Below are 13,565 nucleotides of genomic sequence, written 5' to 3' on the forward strand. Positions count from 1 at the left end.
CGATTGAACAAATGCTAAACGATACACAAGGGCTATTCCGTTGATCTGGAGAAGAGTGAATAACGTGCCTTATGACATTCAACCATTTATCGGTGCTGGTGATATTTGTTTCGGTATGACGCCTGAACAGGTCAGGAGTTGTTTAAGGGGCCGATATAGCACCTTCAAGAGAGGAGGTAGTACAGATGAACCTTCCGACCATTTTGAATCAATTGGCGTGATTGTTTCTTATAAGCTGCCTGGTTTGGTGAACACCATTGAGTTTTACACGCCCTCCAAGCCAGTGTTTGAAGGAGTAAATCTACTAGCCGTATCGTTTCGTGAGATGGTCGATTTTCTGCGAACAAAGGATATGAAATTGAGGGTAGAATTTGATGGGGTCTATTCGGATGAAAATGGTATAGCTGCGTATGCGCCTCTTGCGAAGGATGATCCTGACTCGCCCGTTGAGAGCGTAATTGCTTTCGAAAAAGGTTACTATGACTAGTGATATGGCAAGCGTAGAGAGGGTGCTAACCCACCATTTAGTTTTCATCCGTTAGCTCACCACTGCGATCACCCAAGCCGCTATGCATAGAAACGGCCAAATGCATAACAGTGTTTGAAAGCTCCTCACCATCGGCCACACAGACAATCTTTCGAAACCCCACGCGCCGCCGCCCCCAAAAACCACCATACCCGCTATCGCCGCTCCCAGCACGGCAAACACCGTCGACGAAAACCCACACAGCAATCCAATCAACGGCAGCAAAGTCCGCTCAGCGGACCTTAAGGGGCAATCCTCTGGGTCTTATTTTGATCGACACCATAAGGTGAACGGTTCGCGCCTGAAGCTGCACCATTGGTCTTGTATCACATTGTTGCGGGCACCAAGATGTAGCCATGCAACAAATGAATGAGATCACCACTTACTTCGAGTTTGTACGTCCGTCTTACAACAACCGAGATGCAGGCCATGATTTGCGCCATATTGCTCGGATAATTGAGCGGCTGGATGACCTTTCGGTGGGTTGTCATCCCGCACCAACGCGTCACCTCTTGTTCTTCCTTGCCGCGTTTCACGGGCTCGGAGAAAAGCTGCAAGAAGACTCTGATTTCCGTCAGTTGACCGAGGATTTCTTGAGGCAACTTGGGTGGAAAAGCGATGAAATTCCAGGGGCTTTTGTTGCGCTACAAAGGCATCTTTCAGCGCCGGAAACAACCGAAGAGATGATAGTTCACGATGCAAATTTCTTTGAGGTGACTGGACCATTTGGAATTGCAAAAGCGTTTACCGTTGGCGGGCACTTCAACCAAACATACGAACGCACGTTGGAGATTTTCGAGGAGAATGTTGAAAAGTTGGTTTTTCGAACACCGGTTGGACGCAGCGCTTATCACAATCGAAAAGACTACGCGCGTGCCTTTATCGTGGAGCTTCGCGAAGAACTGAAGCTAAAGCGCTTCGATGAGAACCTTTCACTGGCTGAATGACGACGTCACCCCTTGCTGCGGTCTCCCAATCTCTCAGCCGTGCAGAACGTTCATGGTCTTCTCCATCAACGCCTTATCTCCGGCGGCCAGAACATTGCCGTTCATATCGAAAGACAGGGCATCCCCGTTCCAATCGGTGACAAGGCCGCCAGCCCCGGTAATGACCGCTGCCGGGGCGTAAATATCAAAGGCATCCAGCCCCCCATCCAGCGCCAGATCGACCCGTCCCGAGGCCAGAACCCCGTAGGAATAACAGGACCCGCCATATTGCACGTATTGAACCTGCTCGCGGACGCGGTCGAACTTTGCCTGTTCGGACGCGCTCATGAAATCGCGGTTGCTGCAGGTCGCATAGGCGGTTGCCATCGATGCGCAGGACCGGACCCGGATGGGATTGCCGTTGAACCGGGCAAATGACCCTGCAACCCCGACCCAGCGGTCCGAGGTCATCGGGTGTTCGATCACCCCCACAAAGGGCGCGCCGTTCCAGGCCAGCCCGATCAGGGAGCCGTAAACCGGTATCCCGGCGACAAGGGCCGCCGTGCCGTCGATCGGGTCCAGCACCCAGACAAATTCAGCGTCGGTGTTGGTGTTCTCAAATTCCTCCCCCAGAATGCCATGATCGGGATAGGTGTCCTGGATCATCTCGCGCAGCGCCACCTCGACCGCCTTGTCGGTCGCGGTGACGAATGAGGCATCCTGCTTGATCTCCACATCCGGCGCGCGCTGGCTGGCATCAAGCAGCATCGACCGGCTGCGATCCGCCAGCTTTTCGGCAAAGGACAGGAATTCCGCGTGGGGGGGAAGGTCGGACATCATGCGAGTTACCCTTAGTGTTTGAGGATCTGACTGAGGAAGAGCTTGGTGCGTTCGTTCCTGGGCGCGTTGAAGAAAGTTTCCGGTTCCGCCTCTTCGACGATCTCTCCCGTATCCATGAAGATCACCCGATCCGCGACCGAGCGGGCAAAACCCATTTCATGGGTGACACAGATCATCGTCATGCCGTCGCGCGCCAGATCAACCATCACTTCCAGCACTTCGTTGATCATCTCGGGATCAAGCGCCGAGGTGGGTTCATCAAACAGCATGACCTCGGGCTTCATGCAGAGCGCGCGGGCAATGGCGACGCGCTGTTGCTGTCCACCCGATAGCTGGATTGGATATTTCCCGGCCTGTTCGGGGATTTTTACCCGTTCAAGGTAATGCATCGCCACATCGCGGGCCTCAGCTTTGGGCGTCTTGCGTACCAGTTTCTGGGCCAGCATCAGGTTGTTGAGGATGGTCATGTGCGGAAAGAGGTTGAAGCTTTGAAACACCATGCCAACCTCGCGGCGCACGGCGTTGAGATCCTTGAGATCATCGGTCAGCTCGATCCCGTCGATGATGATCCTGCCCTGATCATGTTTTTCCAGCCGGTTTATACAGCGGATCATGGTGGATTTTCCCGATCCGGACGGGCCGCATACCACGATACGTTCACCCTTGGAGACGTTCAGATTGATGCCCTTGAGCGCCTGAAACGTGCCGAAATGCTTGCCCACCTCCAGCATTTGAATAAGCGGTTCCGGGGATGTCATGTCAGCCCTCTCTTTCGGCATAGCGGCCAAGGTAACGTTCGATACGGGCCAGCAGTTTCTGGATAAAGAATGTGAGGATCATGTAGATGATCGCCAGGGAGATGAAAATTTCATAGGGGGCGTATGTCTGTGCCACAATCGTGCGGGCGATACCGGTCATGTCCATCAATGTGATCGTGCTGGCCAGCGCCGTGGATTTCAACAGGCTGATGATATCGTTACCATAGGCGGGCAGGGCCAGTCGCGTCGCAATCGGCGTGGTCAGGTAGATGAACCGCTGCGGCTTGGAGAGGCCCAGCGCCTCGCCTGCTTCGAGCACGCCGCGATCCACGCCCAGCACGCCGCCGCGCAGGATTTCCGAGACATAGGCCCCGGTGTTCAGGGTCAGCGCCACGATGGCACAGCCGAACGGGTCGCGGAAGATCGGCCAGAGAAAGCTATCGCGGATGAAATCCAGCTGCGGAAAGCCGTAATAGACGATGAAGATCTGCACCAGTATCGGCGTGCCGCGAAATACGTAGATATAGACCTGCGCGGGCCACGACAGGTACCATTTGCCGCTGATCCGCATCAGCATGAGGCCAATCGCCAATATCAACCCCAGAATGGCCGACAGGATCAACAGCTGAAAGGTCAGCCCGATGCCCACCAGCATTTTTGGCAGTGCTTCGGCGATCAGGGACAGATCAAAGCTCATGTCCCGGTCCTCAGCGTGCGCTGGCCATAGCGTTCCAGCGCCATGACCGTCAGCGTGATCACCGTGGAAAATCCCAGATAGATCAGCCCGACCACGATGTACATGGTGAAGGGTTTGCCGGTGGACCCAATCGCCTGTTTGGCGACAAACAATGTCTCGTTCAGACCGATGATGGAAATCAGCGCCGTATCCTTGATCAGCGAAAGCATGTGATTGCCGAACGCCGGTAGCGCCAGCCGCCACATCTCGGGGATGCGCACGTAGATAAAGGTCTGCAGGTTCGACATGCCCAGCGCCCGCGCGGCCTCGATACTGCCGGGTTTCACGCCCAGAAACGCGCCGCGAAAGGTTTCGGTCGCATATGAGCCGACGATCAGCGCAATCGCGATTGTCCCGGCCCAGAAGGGTGGCACATCGAGAAACTTGACTTCGGGGTCAAAGATCTGGGCAATCGCGGTTAGCGTGATGGCTGAGCCGAAATAGAGCAGCAGGATCACAAGGATTTCGGGCGTGCCGCGAAATATCACGGTATAGGCGCCGGCTATTTTCTGGGCGATGCGGTTGTTGGAAAGTTTTGCCGCGGCGCCGACCAGGCCGAATAGGACCATCAGCACCAGCGACGCCAGAAACACTTTCAGAACAACGACCGACCCCCAAAAGAAGTCATCCCACCACCCGGTCAAGACTTCCACAGCATGTCCCTTCGATTAACTGAATTCGGCAGAGCCGGTAGCGCGCCGGGAAGCACGCTACCGCAGGAGACGTTCAGCTGTCGCCCCATTCCTCGTTGTGGATCGGGAAGGGGAAGTACTTAAGTGCGTATTCGGTCAGCTTGCCATCGTTGATCAGCTGCTTGATCGCACCGTTCAGGCGCTCTTTCAGCTCGGGCTGACCCTGCCGCAGGCCGATGCCGACACCGATGCCGAAAAATTCAACTTCGCTGATCGCCGGGCTTATGAATTCGAACCCGCTGCCCTCTTCCTGCGTCAGGAACCGCAAATGCGCCTTCATCGGGTTGGTCATGATCGCATCGACGCGGCCATTGACCAGGTCCAGATACATCGGCTCGGACCCGTCATAAAGCACGATATCCGCATCCGGCAGCTTGGCGTTGAACCAGCTTTCATAAGTTGAGGCGCGCTCCAGCCCGATCCGCAGACCGGCGAAATTTTCCGCAACCGGATTGCCGGATGGATCAAAGAGATTCAGATCCTGCCCCGATTTGCCCACGATCCGACCGACGCTGTCCCGGTAAGGGCCAGAGAAATCTATCTTTTCCAGTCGGCTTTCGGTGATCGACATCGACGCCACGATCAGGTCGAACTTGTTGGCCAGAAGTGCTGGGATCATCCCGTCCCATTGCTGACAGACAAATTCTAGCTCGGCCCCGATGATCTCGGCGACACCCCGGGCGACATCGACGTCATAGCCCGCCAGTTCGCCTGATTCCGTGCGGTAGTTGAACGGCGCATAGGTGCATTCCATGCCCACGCGCAGTTTCTCGGCCGAGGCAGGCGCGCCCAGTGCCAGCACCGCCAATGCGGTTGCCAATAGTCTGGTTCCAAAGTTCATTTTTGTCTCCTCCTTGTCAGAATATGTCGGCCGGTTTCTATCCGGCTTCTGTGACAGTTTGTGATATCTTCTCCAGCGTCCGATCAATTTCGTCCGCAGTATTGTAATGCGCCAGTCCGACCCGCACGACGCCCTCGTCCAGCGGCAGCCCCAGGGCACGGGTCGGTTCATAGGCATAGTTATGGCCGTGCCAGACATGGATGCCAGCCCGGCCCAGGGCAGATGCGATCGTGTCGGGCGACTGGCCGTCATGCCGGAATGACACCGTGGGCACGCGCGCACCGATGCGGTTGGGGTTGACGATACCATAGATCGAAATCCCCGGAATATCCTGCAACCCTGCGATAAAGCGGTTGGTCAGCGGCTCCTCATAGGCGCGAGACGCCTCATAGGCGCGCTCGATCAGCGCGCGGCCTTCGCCGCTGCCGCCACAGGCCTGACCCAGTGCTTCGAAATAGCGCATCGTCGCCGACAGCCCGGCCAGCAATTCATATTGCGGCGTGCCCATCTCGTACCGGTCGGGGCTGGCGTCGGACACGCAGCGACCCTTGTAGGGATAAAGCGCATTCAGCAGCGCCTCGCGCCCCCAGGCGATGCCCATATGCGGCCCGAAAAACTTGTATGAAGAACAGGCCAGGAAATCGCAGCCCAGCGCTTGCACATCGACCAGGTGATGTGGCGCTAGCTGCACCGCATCGACATAGACCCATGCACCCGCCTCCTGCGCGAGGCGCGTCAGGCGCTTCACGTCATTGATCGACCCGGTGAGGTTGCTGGCATAGTTCAGCGCCACCAGCCGCGTCCTGTTGGTCAGCTGCGCCGCCAGATCCTCGGGTTCGACCTGCCAGCTGTCGCGGTTGAAATCGACCCAGCGAATTTCCAGCCCCTTGTCCTTGGCAATCTCCAGCCAGGGCCCGACATTGCCCTCATGCTCCATCCGGCTGATCACGATCTGATCGCCGGGCTGGAACCCGTGGCAGATGCTGCGCGACATGTGAAAGGTCAGACAGGTCATGCTTTGGCCGATCACGATCTCGGCGGCAGACCCTGCGCCCAGAAACGTCGCCATATCCGCATGCGCCTGTTCCCAGACACGATCCGTTGCAACACTGGTGCAGAACCTTCCCCCGGCATTGCTGGAATCATGCAAAAGGTAATGGCTGATCGCGTCGACCACGGTTTTTGGCACCTGGGTGCCCGCCGGATTGTCCAGATAGGTCCGCGCCGCGCCATCATCCGTCACCGAAAGCGATGGGAAGCGGTCACGGATCTCTGAGATCGGAAATTCCATAGCGGTCAACATCCCCGGTGGCGGCCAGATTTCCCGCCGTTTTGCCCAAGTGTCGGTCAAAAACCGCATTGGCCCTATCATCCCAAAGGATGAGGCGCGCCAGAGGTGACTTGATCGAAGAGGGATTGTGTTTGTTAATGGCAGCGCAGAATTGTCTGGACGATGCGCCCCATGAAACATGAAACGCCCGATGCCGCTTACCCGGCGCTGACCGACGCGATGATAATTTCACTTATTGATCTGCTGGGCCGCGACAGCTTTGCCCCCGATCTTGCCGCCACGCTCGAGGCGCAGTTCGGCTACAGCCATTTTCACATCTTTCTCTATAGCGAGAAACTGGCCCCGGCGGCCCTGGCTAGCTGCCCCGATCCCACGACCTATGAGCGCGGGCTGCAAAACTATATTAACTATACTTACGTCATCAATCCCGCCTACCGGGCCTACCGGATGGGCAAACGGGCCGGGGTCTACATGATCTCGGATTTCATCCAGAATGACAGCCAGACATTCATCGACACACATGATGTCGAGGTGCATATCGACGATTCCGAGCCGATCGGCTACCGCACCCCTGGCTGGCCCAAGAACATGGCCGAGGTCATCATCCTGATCAACCTGCCGAACAAGACGACCCTCGATTTCAGCTTTCTGACACCGCTTGGCAGCCAGCAGACCGGGGAATGCAAAGTGTCGCTTGAACGTCTGTTTCCGTTTCTCAACAGCGTGCTGCTGCGCCAGTTCGCGATCAATCCTGGCAGCCTTGACGCGGAACACAGCGTCGTCGGGCAGGAAGACCGGTTTCACGACTTCGGCGGCGATGTCCTGACCATCCGTGAACGCGAGATCGTGCAGTTGATCCTGGTCGGGCACAGCAGCAATTCGATCTCGCTCAATCTTGGAATCTCCATGCCAACGGTCAAAACACATCGCCGCAACATCTACAGCAAGTTGCAAATCTCCTCGCAGGCCGAATTGTTCAGCCTGTTTTTGCTGCACCTCAAATAGGGGAAACGCGGAACGGCAAGCCAAATCTACCGATCCCGTAGTATTTTTGGCTTTCTCGACCCATCTGAAAGCTTTGGCGTTCAGTCAACATACAGTTGTCAGATCAGCCAAGGCGCTCCTTCTGTTGGCGATAGCGGTCATTGGTTCGAATGCAGCGACTGAAATGTACGCCTTACAATCAATTGGTCTTTGTATTTGCGGCGCAGTGAACGAACGGCGACGCGACTACCTTGGGTATTGATCGAATGTGCCTGGTGGATTTTGCGGGGCAATCTTGAAGATTACGGAGCAAAGTGAAAGCTGGTTTTCAGATTTCCCGAATTATTCGGAAATGAATGTTATTATGAGATTGCATTTTTTTAGGAGACTTAACGATGGTTCAGAATAATTTTTCGATTAGTCGGCGGCAACTGGCAAGTGTCGGCATGCTGGCCGGACTGGGAACTTTAGCATGCGCGCCACTTTCAAGCCCGGCTTCTGCACATAGCGGAGGCTTGACGACACTGATTGCTCTGATGACAAGTTCTTTGAAATCAACATCAGAAACGGCAACCAGCACGGTCGAGAACCAGAGAAGCCTTGTAGAACAGTTGTCGAACCAAGGTGAACTTTCGCAAGAGGTTGAGCGTTTGATCGACGTGCAGTTTCAGACACTTGGTGAGCTAAGCCAAGCATTGGTGAACATGGATTCCCTCCTTAAAGAGATCGCAAAAACGGTCAATCAGGACTGCGGATAATTAAGCACACAGACTTCTGAATTAGGTGCTGCAAACAGGAAGGGATTGGTTTCCCAACTGGTGTTTGCACTCTGCGTTACGTGTATTTCACAAGACTTTTCGGCACGATATGTTCGGCGTGGCGCGACTTTCCCTGAACCGGTCATTCGACCGAGCAACCAGTTCGCCGGAACGCATTTTTTTCGATAACCAGCTGGAAAACCAGACAAAACCCTGTTTGAGGGTTGTTTCTTTGCTATGCAGAAATTGGGAGGCGCGACCGGGAACTTCATTACGCGGGTGGGTTTTGAGGTAGTGATCGCTGGGCGCGTCAGGGCGGTCTCTGGCAGGTCGAATTCATTGCGCGCGGTCTGGTTCACTTTCTTTAAACGTTTGGGGGTCTGATGCACGCCAAGCGGGGAATGGCCCGGGTGAGGCATGACGAAGGAGCATCAGCGGATGATAATGGATTTCTTCCGGCAGAAAGGCGCGGCGCAGGATGCGCCCGAGCAGAAAGCCAGCGCCAGCGGACCGGTGATGGCCTGGCAGGGCGCCGGGCGTGTGGCCTGGAGTCCGCGGGATGTGGTGACGCTGACGCGCACCGGTTTCAGCGGCAACCCTGTCGGCTTTCGTTGCGTCAAAATGATCGCCGAGGCGGCGGCGAGCCTGCCGCTGGTTTTGCAGGACGCCACTCAGCGCTATGCCGAACACCCGGTGCTGGGGCTGATCAAGAACCCAAACCCGGTACAAGGCCGGGCAGAGCTGTTCGAGGCGCTTTATGGTCAATTGCTGCTGACCGGGAACGCCTATGTCGAGGCCGTTGGCGGTGACGCCAGTGTGCCGCTGGAGCTTCATGTGCTGCGTTCGGACCGGATGAGCGTTGTGCCGGGGCAGGATGGCTGGCCCGTGGCGTTTGAATATGCGGTGGGCGGGCGCAAGCACCGGTTCAACGTGGCCGAGGGGCATCCCGCAATCTGTCACCTGAAAAGCTTTCACCCGCAGGATGATCATTACGGTCTGTCACCCTTGCAAGCGGCGGCGCAGGCGGTCGATGTACATAATTCAGCCTCGCGCTGGTCGAAGGCGCTGCTTGATAATGCCGCGCGGCCCAGTGGTGCGATCGTCTATCGCGGCGCCGAGGGGCAGGGGTCGCTTAGCACCGATCAGTATGACCGGCTGGTGAGTGAGATGGAAAGCCACCATCAGGGTGCACGCAATGCGGGTCGCCCGATGCTGCTGGAAGGCGGGCTGGACTGGAAACCGATGGGCTTCTCGCCCTCGGACATGGAGTTTCAGAAGACCAAGGAAAGTGCCGCGCGCGAGATTGCGCTGGCTTTTGGAGTGCCACCGATGCTGTTGGGGATCCCCGGCGATGCGACCTATTCGAACTATCAGGAGGCGAACCGCGCGTTTTATCGGCTGACGGTGTTGCCACTGGCGACGCGGGTGTCTGCCGCTGTGGCGGATTGGCTGTCGGGTTTCCAGAGTGATGCGTTGGAACTGAAACCCGATCTGGACCAGGTGCCGGCATTGTCGGCAGAGCGGGATGCGCATTGGAGCAGGATCTCAAAAGCAGATTTCCTGTCGGATGCGGAAAAGCGCAGCCTATTGGGGCTGCCTGCGTTGACGCCTGAGGACCAGGCGGATGGGTGACGCGCCTGAGCGCTACGGGTTTGAATCGTTCGATTGTGCCCCGGCCTTGCGGCTGGAGGCCTCGGAAAAGCTATCGGAGTTGCAATTCAAGGTGCAACGCGAGCGGATCACCCGGTTGGAAGAGATGATCGAGCGGTTGGAAAAACGCCTATGGCTGGCGGTTTATGGTGTCGTTGCGACGATCCTGGCACAGGCCTTTCAGCCTTTGCTTTCGGCGCTGCCGTGACGTGGGTGGTGGGGTGAATTCTAACCCTGCGGCTTGCATGATGTGGATGGATAAGGATGAGAGAGATGGATCTGGATACGGGCCTGGAATGCAAATTCGCGCGATTTGATGACGCCGCGCTGAGCGTGAGCGGCGACAGCCTGATCGAGGGGTATGCCAGTTTTTTTGGCGATGCCGATCAGGGCGGTGATATCGTGACCAAGGGCGCTTACGCGGCCTCATTGACGCGGCTGGCAACTGAGGGACGGCAGGTCAAGATGCTGTGGCAGCACGATCCGGCGCAGCCGATCGGCATCTGGGATGAAGTGCGCGAGGATGAGCGCGGTCTTTTTGTCAAAGGCCGTTTACTGGACAGCGTGGCGCGTGCCCGCGAGGCGGCAGCGCTGATCGAGGCGGGGGCGATTGACGGGCTTTCCATCGGCTACCGCACGGTGAAAGCGACGAAGAATGACAAGGGCCAGCGGCTCTTGACGGAACTGGAGCTGTGGGAGGTGTCACTGGTGACATTTCCGATGTTGCCCAGTGCGCGGGTGGGGGTCAAGGGTGACAGCCTGGACGGCCGCATGCTGCGTGAATTGGCGGCGGCCTTTGAGGACGCGCGTCAGGAGATGGCGCAATGAGATAGCGCCGGGACCGTAACCTCAGAAAACAACAGGAATGAACGATGAGCAAAACCGAGGAATTTTCTCGGCCCGGGGAAGATGTGTCTCCGGTGGCCGAGGTGAAATCTGCCGTGGCGGGTTTCATGAACGACTTCAAGGGCTTTCGGGCCGACATCACACAACGACTGCAACAACAAGAAGAGAAACTGACCATGTATGAACGCAAGTCCTTGGCGCCGCAGCGCCCGCAATTGTCCGCCGCAAACGAGGCCGAGGCGCCGCATCAGAAGGCGTTCAATGCCTATCTGCGCAGCGGTGACGATGATGGGCTGCGCGGTCTGGAACTGGAAGGCAAATCGCTGAACACGGCAGTTGCGGGTGAAGGCGGATATCTGGTCGATCCGCAAACCTCTGAGACGATCAAATCGACGCTGAGTTCAACCGCTTCGGTCCGGGCGATCGCCAATGTGGTGGGTGTCGAGGCCACAAGCTATGACGTGCTGGTTGACCATACCGACGTCGGCCATGGCTGGGCCACCGAGGCCGATCCGACCGCCGAGACCGGCACGCCAGTGATCGACCGCATTACCATCCCGCTGCACGAGCTGAGCGCGTTGCCCAAGGCCAGCCAGCGGCTGCTGGACGACAGCGCCTTTGACATCGAGGGCTGGCTGGCGGGCCGGATCGCCGACAAGTTTGCCCGCGCCGAGGCTGCCGCCTTTGTCGGCGGTGACGGCGTGGACAAGCCCAAGGGTTTCCTGACCCATACCAGCGTCGACAATGATGTCTGGACCTGGGGCAATCTAGGTTATGTGCCGACCGGTGTGGACGGTGATATCGGCGGGCCCGATCCGATCATTGATCTGGTCTATGCGCTGGGCGCTGAATACCGCGCCAATGCGACGTTCGTGATGAACTCAAAAACCGCAGGTGTGGTACGCAAGCTGAAGGATGCCGATGGCCGCTTCCTGTGGTCTGATGGTCTGGCCGCTGGGGAACCCGCGCGCTTGATGGGATATCCGGTGCTGATCGCCGAGGACATGCCCGATGTGGCAACGGATGCCACACCGATCGCGTTTGGTGATTTCGGCGCGGGCTACACTGTCGCAGAGCGCCCTGATCTGCGCGTCCTGCGCGACCCGTTTAGCGCCAAGCCGCATGTTCTGTTTTATGCCACCAAGCGTGTGGGCGGTGACGTGAGCGACTTTGCCGCGATCAAACTGCTGAAATTCGGCACCTCCTAAGCGGTGACGAAAGGACCGGCGGCCACGTGCCGCCGGTCCGGGGCGTGTGTTGTCGTGTTTTAAGCGTTGTCCAACTGCTCCCCTCCGTCCGAGCAACGCTGACAGCACGCGCCTGAAAAACCCAGAGGGTGCGAAAATTCCTGGAGGTTTTCCATGATGTTAATCGAAGAAACCGCGGTACTCCCGGCCGCGCTGCCATTAGCCGAATTCAAGACGCATCTGCGGCTGGGAACCGGGTTTACGGATGATGATATTCAGGACGCCCTTATGGAAAGTTTTCTGCGGGCCGGGATTTCGGCGATCGAGGCGCGGACAGGTAAGATCCTGATCGAGCGGTCTTTTTCACTGACCCTGTCGCAGTGGCGTGATGTCAGTGGGCATCCGTTTCCGCTGGCGCCGGTGTCGGCAATCACCAGCCTTCGGCTCAGGGATCGCGCTGACGAGGAAGAGGTGGTCGACCCTGCCCATTACCGACTGGAGGCAGATGCGCATCGACCAATGATCCGGCCTGCGGGGGCGGTTCTGCCGGTGATCCCGCTGGGCGGCACCGTCGAGATTGGACTGGTTGCCGGGCTGGCCGTTGATTGGGCCGGATTGCCCGCTGATCTGGGTCAGGCGGTCTTGTTGCTGGCGGCACACTATTACGAAAATCGCAATGAAACAGCGCTAGGCGGCGGCTGCATGCCCTTCGGTGTCACCAGCCTGATCGAGCGGTATCGCACAATCCGCCTGTTTGGTGGGGGTGCGTCCTGATGGCGGCAGTGAACCTAAATCGCCGGATGGTGCTGGAAGCGCCCAACCAAGTGCCGGACGGTGCTGGCGGTTTCACCGAGACCTGGGCCGAGTTGGGTTCGCTCTGGGTGGAACTGCGCGCACGCGGTGGGCGAGAAACCAGTGGTGAGGAGACCAGCCTGTCGCAAACGGGTTTCAAAATTTTAGTGCGTGCCGCCCCTTACGGCGCACCGTCACGCCCATCGCCGGGACAACGGTTTCGCGATGGCACCCGGAATTTCAGGATCAGATCGGTCGCCGAATTTGATCAGCGGGGCAGATATCTGTCCTGCTTCTCGGACGAGGAGGTTGTAACATGAGCTATGCAGCCGCAGCGGCTTTGCAGGAGGCGGTTTTCCAAAAACTGAGCGGCGACAGTTCACTGGCTGCTCTGGTGGGAAATGCGGTCTATGACACGCTGCCGGTGGGCAATCTGCCTACCACCTATGTAACACTTGGCCCTGAAGATGTGCGCGACCGGTCGGACAAATCCGGTGGTGGCGCGTGGCATCGTTTTACCATCTCGGTGATTACCGAAAGCGGTGGATTTTACGTGGCCAAGCAGGTTGCCGGTACGATCAATGACGCCCTCGTGGGGGCCGATCTGAACCTGACGCGCGGTCGCCTTGCGGGGCTGCATTTCTTTCGGGCGCGGGCAAAGCGTGAAGGCACCGGCAATCTGCGCCGGATCGACCTGACATTTCGCGCCCGCGTGGATGACACAGCTTAACCTCTCAA

At 57.6% G+C, this 13,565-nt stretch carries 17 protein-coding genes; 11 read left to right on the forward strand and 6 right to left on the reverse strand.

The genetic code is table 11. The features are described 5' to 3' along the window. Positions 1–64 precede the first annotated feature (64 nt). Both Q1B27_RS02500 and Q1B27_RS02505 read left to right on the forward strand, forming a co-directional pair. On the forward strand, positions 65–487 hold the full coding sequence (locus Q1B27_RS02500) for a hypothetical protein (protein ID WP_299843108.1): 423 nt from the start codon (positions 65–67) through the stop codon (positions 485–487). 395 nt (positions 488–882) lie between these two features. Next, positions 883–1,473 (forward strand): hypothetical protein, encoded by a 591-nt coding sequence (locus tag Q1B27_RS02505; protein WP_299843111.1) that lies wholly within the window; start codon positions 883–885, stop codon positions 1,471–1,473. 33 nt (positions 1,474–1,506) lie between these two features. Here the strand turns inward: Q1B27_RS02505 and Q1B27_RS02510 are convergent, their stop codons facing one another. The 6 genes from Q1B27_RS02510 to Q1B27_RS02535 form a co-directional block, all read right to left on the reverse strand. After that, on the reverse strand, positions 1,507–2,289 hold the full coding sequence (locus tag Q1B27_RS02510; RefSeq protein ID WP_299843114.1) for an inositol monophosphatase family protein: 783 nt from the start codon (positions 2,287–2,289) through the stop codon (positions 1,507–1,509). A 14-nt stretch (positions 2,290–2,303) separates the two neighbouring features. Then, complete coding sequence (locus Q1B27_RS02515; protein WP_299843116.1) at positions 2,304–3,050, reverse strand: amino acid ABC transporter ATP-binding protein; 747 nt, start codon at positions 3,048–3,050, stop codon at positions 2,304–2,306. A 1-nt stretch (position 3,051) separates the two neighbouring features. Then, complete coding sequence (locus Q1B27_RS02520; RefSeq protein WP_299843119.1) at positions 3,052–3,747, reverse strand: ABC transporter permease; 696 nt, start codon at positions 3,745–3,747, stop codon at positions 3,052–3,054. Further along, positions 3,744–4,439, reverse strand: a complete 696-nt coding sequence (locus tag Q1B27_RS02525) for an ABC transporter permease (protein WP_299843121.1) — start codon at positions 4,437–4,439, stop codon at positions 3,744–3,746. The genes Q1B27_RS02520 and Q1B27_RS02525 overlap by 4 nt, the downstream gene beginning before the upstream one ends. A 73-nt stretch (positions 4,440–4,512) precedes the next feature. Further along, complete coding sequence (locus Q1B27_RS02530; RefSeq protein WP_299843124.1) at positions 4,513–5,319, reverse strand: transporter substrate-binding domain-containing protein; 807 nt, start codon at positions 5,317–5,319, stop codon at positions 4,513–4,515. 37 nt (positions 5,320–5,356) lie between these two features. Beyond that, complete coding sequence (locus tag Q1B27_RS02535) at positions 5,357–6,679, reverse strand: cysteine desulfurase-like protein (protein WP_299843126.1); 1,323 nt, start codon at positions 6,677–6,679, stop codon at positions 5,357–5,359. 102 nt (positions 6,680–6,781) lie between these two features. Between Q1B27_RS02535 and Q1B27_RS02540 the strand changes: the two genes are divergently transcribed. The 9 genes from Q1B27_RS02540 to Q1B27_RS02580 all read left to right on the forward strand — a co-directional run bounded on the left by Q1B27_RS02540 (position 6,782) and on the right by Q1B27_RS02580 (position 13,557). Next, complete coding sequence (locus Q1B27_RS02540; RefSeq protein ID WP_299843129.1) at positions 6,782–7,615, forward strand: helix-turn-helix transcriptional regulator; 834 nt, start codon at positions 6,782–6,784, stop codon at positions 7,613–7,615. Positions 7,616–7,989: 374 nt separating this feature from the next. After that, the gene (locus Q1B27_RS02545; RefSeq protein WP_299843132.1) at positions 7,990–8,352 is read left to right on the forward strand and encodes a hypothetical protein; all 363 of its coding nucleotides are present in this window, start codon (positions 7,990–7,992) and stop codon (positions 8,350–8,352) included. Positions 8,353–8,790: 438 nt separating this feature from the next. Continuing rightward, positions 8,791–9,984 (forward strand): phage portal protein, encoded by a 1,194-nt coding sequence (locus tag Q1B27_RS02550; protein ID WP_299843135.1) that lies wholly within the window; start codon positions 8,791–8,793, stop codon positions 9,982–9,984. Beyond that, the gene (locus Q1B27_RS02555) at positions 9,977–10,210 is read left to right on the forward strand and encodes a hypothetical protein (RefSeq protein WP_299843137.1); all 234 of its coding nucleotides are present in this window, start codon (positions 9,977–9,979) and stop codon (positions 10,208–10,210) included. Before Q1B27_RS02550 ends, Q1B27_RS02555 begins: the two co-directional genes overlap by 8 nt. 65 nt (positions 10,211–10,275) lie before the next feature. Next, a complete protein-coding gene (locus Q1B27_RS02560; protein WP_299843139.1) occupies positions 10,276–10,830 on the forward strand; it encodes an HK97 family phage prohead protease in 555 nt (184 codons plus the stop codon). Positions 10,831–10,874: 44 nt separating this feature from the next. Beyond that, positions 10,875–12,056, forward strand: coding sequence for a phage major capsid protein (locus tag Q1B27_RS02565; RefSeq protein ID WP_299843142.1), 1,182 nt, complete (start codon positions 10,875–10,877; stop codon positions 12,054–12,056). A gap of 153 nt (positions 12,057–12,209) precedes the next feature. After that, positions 12,210–12,809 (forward strand): head-tail connector protein, encoded by a 600-nt coding sequence (locus Q1B27_RS02570; RefSeq protein ID WP_299843145.1) that lies wholly within the window; start codon positions 12,210–12,212, stop codon positions 12,807–12,809. Next, a complete protein-coding gene (locus Q1B27_RS02575) occupies positions 12,809–13,147 on the forward strand; it encodes a head-tail adaptor protein (RefSeq protein WP_299843148.1) in 339 nt (112 codons plus the stop codon). Before Q1B27_RS02570 ends, Q1B27_RS02575 begins: the two co-directional genes overlap by 1 nt. Then, a complete protein-coding gene (locus Q1B27_RS02580; protein ID WP_299843150.1) occupies positions 13,144–13,557 on the forward strand; it encodes a DUF3168 domain-containing protein in 414 nt (137 codons plus the stop codon). The genes Q1B27_RS02575 and Q1B27_RS02580 overlap by 4 nt, the downstream gene beginning before the upstream one ends. Positions 13,558–13,565 lie beyond the last annotated feature (8 nt).

The sequence above is a fragment of the uncultured Roseovarius sp. genome, from assembly GCF_947489715.1.
Classification (GTDB): Bacteria; Pseudomonadota; Alphaproteobacteria; order Rhodobacterales; family Rhodobacteraceae; genus Roseovarius.

What these genes read in the sequence shown, in the direction of transcription:
- Q1B27_RS02550 (WP_299843135.1), top strand. Translation starts at nt 8,791, where the DNA reads ATGATAATGGATTTCTTCCGGCAGAAAGGCGCGGCGCAGGATGCGCCC.
- Q1B27_RS02545 (WP_299843132.1), top strand. Translation starts at nt 7,990, where the DNA reads ATGGTTCAGAATAATTTTTCGATTAGTCGGCGGCAACTGGCAAGTGTC.
- Q1B27_RS02560 (WP_299843139.1), top strand. Translation starts at nt 10,276, where the DNA reads ATGGATCTGGATACGGGCCTGGAATGCAAATTCGCGCGATTTGATGAC.
- Q1B27_RS02565 (WP_299843142.1), top strand. Translation starts at nt 10,875, where the DNA reads ATGAGCAAAACCGAGGAATTTTCTCGGCCCGGGGAAGATGTGTCTCCG.
- Q1B27_RS02505 (WP_299843111.1), top strand. Translation starts at nt 883, where the DNA reads ATGCAACAAATGAATGAGATCACCACTTACTTCGAGTTTGTACGTCCG.
- Q1B27_RS02530 (WP_299843124.1), bottom strand. Translation starts at nt 5,319, where the DNA reads ATGAACTTTGGAACCAGACTATTGGCAACCGCATTGGCGGTGCTGGCA.
- Q1B27_RS02520 (WP_299843119.1), bottom strand. Translation starts at nt 3,747, where the DNA reads ATGAGCTTTGATCTGTCCCTGATCGCCGAAGCACTGCCAAAAATGCTG.
- Q1B27_RS02535 (WP_299843126.1), bottom strand. Translation starts at nt 6,679, where the DNA reads ATGCGGTTTTTGACCGACACTTGGGCAAAACGGCGGGAAATCTGGCCG.
- Q1B27_RS02555 (WP_299843137.1), top strand. Translation starts at nt 9,977, where the DNA reads ATGGGTGACGCGCCTGAGCGCTACGGGTTTGAATCGTTCGATTGTGCC.
- Q1B27_RS02580 (WP_299843150.1), top strand. Translation starts at nt 13,144, where the DNA reads ATGAGCTATGCAGCCGCAGCGGCTTTGCAGGAGGCGGTTTTCCAAAAA.
- Q1B27_RS02540 (WP_299843129.1), top strand. Translation starts at nt 6,782, where the DNA reads ATGAAACATGAAACGCCCGATGCCGCTTACCCGGCGCTGACCGACGCG.
- Q1B27_RS02575 (WP_299843148.1), top strand. Translation starts at nt 12,809, where the DNA reads ATGGCGGCAGTGAACCTAAATCGCCGGATGGTGCTGGAAGCGCCCAAC.
- Q1B27_RS02570 (WP_299843145.1), top strand. Translation starts at nt 12,210, where the DNA reads ATGATGTTAATCGAAGAAACCGCGGTACTCCCGGCCGCGCTGCCATTA.
- Q1B27_RS02510 (WP_299843114.1), bottom strand. Translation starts at nt 2,289, where the DNA reads ATGTCCGACCTTCCCCCCCACGCGGAATTCCTGTCCTTTGCCGAAAAG.
- Q1B27_RS02515 (WP_299843116.1), bottom strand. Translation starts at nt 3,050, where the DNA reads ATGACATCCCCGGAACCGCTTATTCAAATGCTGGAGGTGGGCAAGCAT.